The sequence below is a fragment of the uncultured Gimesia sp. genome (assembly GCF_937910335.1).
GTDB lineage: Bacteria > Planctomycetota > Planctomycetia > Planctomycetales > Planctomycetaceae > Gimesia.
In genome coordinates this window covers 1-6092 of the sequence record NZ_CALEMX010000633.1, presented here as the reverse complement: position 1 = coordinate 6092, position 6092 = coordinate 1, and the positions used below count along the sequence as shown (strand labels likewise).

At 47.3% G+C, this 6092-nt stretch carries 5 protein-coding genes; 1 reads left to right on the top strand and 4 read right to left on the bottom strand.

Going from position 1 to position 6092, the window contains the following annotated elements:
* The 3 genes from Q0668_RS25735 to Q0668_RS25725 all read right to left on the bottom strand — a co-directional run.
* Positions 1-233 (bottom strand): hypothetical protein (locus tag Q0668_RS25735; protein WP_298869434.1); only part of this gene is annotated, 233 nt, incomplete at its 3' end.
* A gap of 10 nt (positions 234-243) precedes the next feature.
* Positions 244-2511, bottom strand: coding sequence for a M56 family metallopeptidase (locus Q0668_RS25730; RefSeq protein WP_298869433.1), 2268 nt, complete (start codon positions 2509-2511; stop codon positions 244-246).
* 2 nt (positions 2512-2513) lie between these two features.
* The gene (locus Q0668_RS25725; protein ID WP_298869432.1) at positions 2514-2885 is read right to left on the bottom strand and encodes a BlaI/MecI/CopY family transcriptional regulator; all 372 of its coding nucleotides are present in this window, start codon (positions 2883-2885) and stop codon (positions 2514-2516) included.
* A gap of 616 nt (positions 2886-3501) precedes the next feature.
* On the opposite strand from Q0668_RS25725, the gene Q0668_RS25720 reads away from it, so the two are divergent.
* Positions 3502-5229 carry a SulP family inorganic anion transporter gene (locus Q0668_RS25720; protein ID WP_298869431.1) on the top strand — a complete coding sequence of 576 codons (1728 nt, stop codon included), beginning with the start codon at positions 3502-3504 and terminating at the stop codon, positions 5227-5229.
* A gap of 39 nt (positions 5230-5268) precedes the next feature.
* Here the strand turns inward: Q0668_RS25720 and Q0668_RS25715 are convergent, their stop codons facing one another.
* Positions 5269-5718, bottom strand: a complete 450-nt coding sequence (locus Q0668_RS25715; protein ID WP_298869430.1) for a YaiI/YqxD family protein — start codon at positions 5716-5718, stop codon at positions 5269-5271.
* Positions 5719-6092 lie beyond the last annotated feature (374 nt).

The window sequence follows — 6092 nt, the reverse complement described above, 5'->3', positions numbered from 1 at the left end:
AGCGCGGGTAAGAGTGACGCTGCTGATTGAGGTCCCAGATAATTAACAGTAAACGAACGCGTAATTAATTCCGCAGGATCAATTTCCTGCCAATTTTTGCCAACGATATATTGATTCAATGAATCTGTTTCCAAAGAATCGCGTGAATCATTGAACTCACTGATTTCTTCTAATGGAAACGCCGCATTAATCATAATCATCAGTGCCTGGAGTAATGCATCGGTGGAATTCATTGTATTTCCATCAGTCTGATTGCTTAGCAGAATGACCGGGTTGACTGGAATTCACCTGGGTGGGGTCTTCGAGAATGCTAACTTTAAGCATCACGTATTGAAATCGTTTCTGCTGAAGTGTGGGAGGGATACAGACGAGTAAACATTGGTGATCTTTCAGATTCGAAGCAACGGAAATGCGTCTGCGGTGTACGCGGGGGAATTGAATGGTCGCCTCTTTACCTGCAATCTCAGTCGTAATGAATTTTACTTCTATGATTTGGCTCAGTTGGATTAGGCCCTTGAGACTTACCTCTGAACCATTGGCTTTGATAACTGGCCTGAGTGTGAGACTCCTTCCCTCTTCAATGATTTTAATTTTGGATTTCAATTTTTCGTCATCCTGCTTCTCTAACCCAATCACATAGGGACGGTAGATTAAATTTGAGATCATCCCACTTTGCCCGTTAAAAAAAGTGATCTTTGGTGCAAACATCAGACTGGCTCGCTCGTCACCCTGTGCTGTTTGTATAAACTGAAATTCCTGCTCTTTCGTCAGCACGGCAACACGCACCGGGAAATATTCTTCGACAGTAGCGCTGGCTTGCACAGCAGGTTCTTTTAAATCTGATAGACTTTCATATTTGGTGTGGAATTCGGGAGCAACATCAGTTTCGAGGGTATTCCATGCGATATCGGACTTCGCTACAATGTCTGTGGATAATTCCGCGAAACGGATTTCTAAGACGATCTGCCCCATGCCACTCTCTTCCCAGGCATTCAGCAGGATTCTGAGTTCCTTCTGCCAGACTGCTGGCGCGCGAACAATCAGTTGGTTGCCTTCACCATATTTTGCCGATGGTTTAGAACTTTCGAGGAATAGCTCACTCTGATATTGATGAGACGTATTCAGCAACCCTAATTGCGTTTTTACTGTGAGTAAAATCCACTGACGAGCCTGGGTTTCTGAGATTTTTTGTTCTTCGATTATTTTTTTGAGAGGTGCGGACACATCGAAGACCTGCACAATTAAAGGTCCAAAATCTGAAATGCCGGGCTGTAACTCAACTGTAGTAGATGATGTTAGAAGAGGCTGTATTGGTTCACTAACTGGCATATCTTTGATATCGGCCAACCCGGTTGCAGCAAAAATGGCAATGACTGTTATAACAGCTGTCGTCTGCAACGGGTGAACTTTAACCGTCGCAGAACGGAGTGCCTTGAGCCGATTGGCGAGAGACCGCTTGCGAAATGGTGACTTCAGGAAACCGAGCAGAGAGACTGGCAGGGACACACGCCAGCGTGACCGGACATCTGGGCGCTGGGCGAGTGTGAGTAAAAGCTCGCTGTATTCGTGAGAATGATTACTCTGAGTACTGTTTTCGTCTTGCTGTTCCTGCCAACGGAGGACCATCGCATCGCGGGATTGTTCGCGCAGATTGTGAAATCGCGTGGCGGCTAGCCAGTAGATGGGGTTCCACCAGTGAAACATTCGCAAGCCGAATAAAATCCAGTTGACGGCCAGGTCCCGATGCTTAATATGTGCCAATTCGTGGAGCATGATGAGTTGGAGTTGCTCATCTCCCAGATCCGCCACATCGGTGGGGAGTAACAGTTTGGGACGAATGGCTCCCATGACAGAGGGTTGTGAAATTTCGTCAAAGACAATAAGGGGAATGGGACGGTGAACGTGAACTTGTTGGCAACAGTTTTTCCAAAGCTGTAACAGTCGCTGATCTGTGGATGCGGGAACCTGATTGACTTTTTGGGTGAATCGCCAATGCGTGAACAGCATCCGTCCCAAGATCAATACGGCACCTGCGAACCAGATCGGGGGCAGGATCAGAAAGAACCATTCGAGTATGAAAAAGAGGTATTGTTGCAATGTGCCTGTGAAGCTGACTTCGGGTGTTATTATCTGGGAGGGCTTGATGAAAGCCGTGTTTGAAGCGTTCTGGATCGCTGCGTCTTTTGAGCTAAAACCGACGGGACGCCATGGTTCCATTGCTGCATCAGCGGGGGGCTCAACCGGGGCAGACTCCTGCACGTATGCAATGAATAGATTTTGCAGACTATAGGAACTTTCCAAACTAAAACCGTAGGGCATTGCAAGCCTGATGAGAACAAGACTCCAGAGCAGTCCCATTTGTCCCGCCGTCAGCCATCTGCGCGCGAATATATTTACCAACAGTAAAGGGGCCGCCAGTATCGCGGCGGCGAATGTGGTAGAGAATAACAGGAATGAAATATATTCGGAGAGTTCATTTGGATAATTCAGTGCTAACAGGAAACCATTCATGGTCAACGTTCCTTGTCATCGAGAATGCGGCGGAGTTCTGCAATTTCCTTTGCAGAAAGTTTGGTACTTTGCATGAAATGAGCAAGCAACGGAGCTGGTTCACTGTCAAATACACGTTCCAAAAAGGCGCGGCTGGCCTGTTTGATACAGGCCGACCGTTTGACGCGAGAGCGATACACGTACCGATTTCCCTGTTCTTCAAACGTAAGGACCTCTTTTTTGACGAGGCGATGCAGCATGGTTTTGATCGTGGGGGTGGCCCAGTCGGTCTGGTTTGACAAGCGAGCCACGATCTCTTGTGACGTGAGGGGCTGGCCGTCCCAGATAATATTCATGACCTGCCATTCGGCGTCGGAAATAGAAATCTGATGCATATCTCGGTTCCTTCCTTAATCGATTACAGATGTAAATAACTACAATTGTAAACGTTGTCAAGAGGTACTTGCTGGGACAGGATGCGAAATGATTGGAGAGAGAGTAGTAAAAATACCCAAAAAGATCGCAGGCACTCGGCTCAGGTGATGCAGCTTTCTTCCAAAAACTACAAACCTTTGTGCTGGTAATGCTGAATAGTACGTTGACTTAGCGGAAATCCAGAAGTTCTTGCTGAACCGAGGTTGTGAAGAAATATGGAATGTACTAAAAGCGTTGTGTGGGTTCTCTTTACCGAAACAGGCCAATGTTTCGTGTCCTCAAGTAGATCCGTTGATCCCCTCAACGACCCGCGTGATTTCCTGCAACACCCCCCAGATAATTCTGAAATTATCTAGAGGTTCCGTTTCGTTAAACGGCTATTAGATCGTGTTGTATAACCTTTTATTTTGGGAAATGTTAGTCAGAAATCCCGAAATACAGGTCTGCTTTCGCACTCGAGCAGTCCGTTTCCTGTGCGCCCCTTTTATCGAGTCAGCAGGGAGAGTTTGAAGACGAAAAGGTTCGTCGTACAGACATCTCCTGCAAATAGAGTTCAAGAATTTTATTGGAGTTTTGATGTTAGCGTATTTTTCGAAGCACTCTGCTTCGGTCAAGGATGATGTTTTGTCGGGTTTGACAGTGGCACTGGCTTTGGTGCCGGAAGCTGTTGCGTTTGCCTTTGTTGCAGGAATTCCTCCGACGGTGGGATTGTATTCTGCATTCTTTATTGGCTTGATCAGTTCCCTGTTGGGTGGTCGTCCGGGCATGATTTCTGGTGCCACCGGAGCGATGGCTGTGGTGGTCGTTTCACTGGTCGCCCTTCATGGAATTCAATATTTGTTCCCCGCTGTGATTCTGTGTGGCCTGCTGCAGATTACCGTAGGTGTTCTAAGGCTGGGAAAACTAATACGCCTGGTTCCGCATTCGGTGATGCTGGGATTTGTGAATGGTCTGGCAATTGTGATTGGCCTGGCTCAGATCGGCAGTTTCAAAACGCTGGGCATTGACGGAACGATGTCATTTTTGCCCGGAACTTCATTGACGATTATGATTTGTCTGGTGGCGTTGACGATGTCGATCATTGTGTTACTTCCCAAGCTGACGAAGGCAATCCCCAGTTCGCTGGCCGCGATTATTATGGTGTCGGTGATTGCCGTGGGCATTAACAAATTTGCTCCTGAGAGCTGGAACCCTATAGGTCAGTCAAATATCGTTCAAACTGTAGACGATCTGATGATGAATAACCTAAAAGCGAACGCCGTTCAGAAAGCGGCTGCGGCAGTAGAAACTCCGGAAACAGCGGCGATTCCAGCAGATCCCAATACAGCCGTGGACGTTTCGGTATTGAGTCAGAAGCAGGTCGAAGAGGCTGTGGCTTCGGTGCAAGCGTCAAAAGAACCGTTACCGATGCTGTTCTTTCTCGACTCACGTTATGTACTCGCCCCCTTTACCTGGGGAACGCTGATGATCATCTTACCTTTTTCGCTGATCCTGGCGGGAGTCGGTTTGATTGAATCATTGATGACGCTGACTTTAATTGATGAAATTACGGAAACACGCGGCAGCGGAAACCGAGAATGTATCGGACAGGGAGCAGCGAACATTGTCTGTGGAATGTTCGGTGGCATGGGCGGCTGTGCGATGATTGGCCAATCTTTGATCAACGTCAATTCCGGCGGTCGTGGCCGACTGTCTGGCGTGATTGCTGCTGTGGGACTCATGGCTTTCGTTGTGCTGTTGAAACCTGTGATCTCGATGGTTCCGATGGCCGCTTTAGTCGGCGTGATGTTTATGGTTGTGATCGGCACCTTTGAATGGAGTACGCTGCATACATGGAATAAAGTTCCTAAAAGTGATGTGCTGGTGATGGTTCTGGTGGCTGGATATACCGTTCTGTTTCATAATCTAGCGATTGCCGTTCTGCTGGGCATTGTGGTGCAAGCGTTAATATTCGCCTGGCATCATGCCACACATATGATGGCGGATATCCATTTTGAAGATGACACAAAAGTGTATCAAGTGCATGGTCCGCTGTTCTTTGCATCGGTCAGTAGTTTCCGCGATCTGCTCGATCCGGTAAATGATCCTCCATATGTTGCCATCGATTTTTACTTCTCGCGCGTTTACGATCAATCGGCGATTGAATCGATCAATAAAATTGCAGAGCGTTATCGTCAGGAAGGCAAAGAATTACACCTGCGTAATCTGAATGCCGACTGCAAACGTATGATTGAACGAGCGGGTAATCTGGGAGAAGTCGAAATTTCTGAAGACCGACACTATCACATTACGAAAATGATTTAAGCTGCGGCTTGTACAACATTCTCATTTTACAGACGAGAATTACTTCTTCGCTGCAGTCAGCCACCGATCAAGCTGGTTCGCGAATGCCCCTCGATCTTTGGCGTTGAAGTTGGCTGGCCCCCCGGTGATCAGACCTTCTCCGCGCAGATCGTCCATTAAGTCACGGGATGCCAATATGGCGCCGATATTCGCGTCGGTGTAAAGCATACCACGCGGATTCAAAGCCTGGCCCTCTTTGGCAACCACATCCGCGGCCAGGGGAATATCAGCTGTGATCACAAGATCGCCGGGCTGAACCAGTTCCACAATCCGTTGATCGGCTACGTTCAAGCCTGCGGGTACGAGCAAACTATCAATGAATTCAGAACGCGGTGTGTGCATTGGCTGATTAGCGACTAATGTCGTTTTCATCTTGGTGCGTTTCGCGGCGCGAAACAACAGCTCCTTGATTTCTGCAGGACAAGCATCCGCGTCTACCCAAATTTGCATGCAGGAATCCTCAATCTATTACACTCTAAGCTGAATGCTGCATCTAAAGTTTTTTTCTGTCCGTAATGGTGTTTATTATAGCAGTACGCACATCCTCTTTCTCCAGAACGCTACATTCTATCTGAAATATTATCCAGGAACAAAATCTCCATTACTTTGCGAAAGAACTGCTTCCAACTGTTTGACAATTGTCTTAAAATATGAATAATATCTGATCCAATCTAATGCTGATTTTCACTTATTTGTACTACATCAAAACTCAAATGCGCCAGGAGTCACAATGAAATTCTCGAAGTTAGTTGTATTCGCCTTATTATTCGTTGCCCCTCTTACGTTCTCTGTGGGATGTGGAGACAGTGGAGCGAGTGACCAAC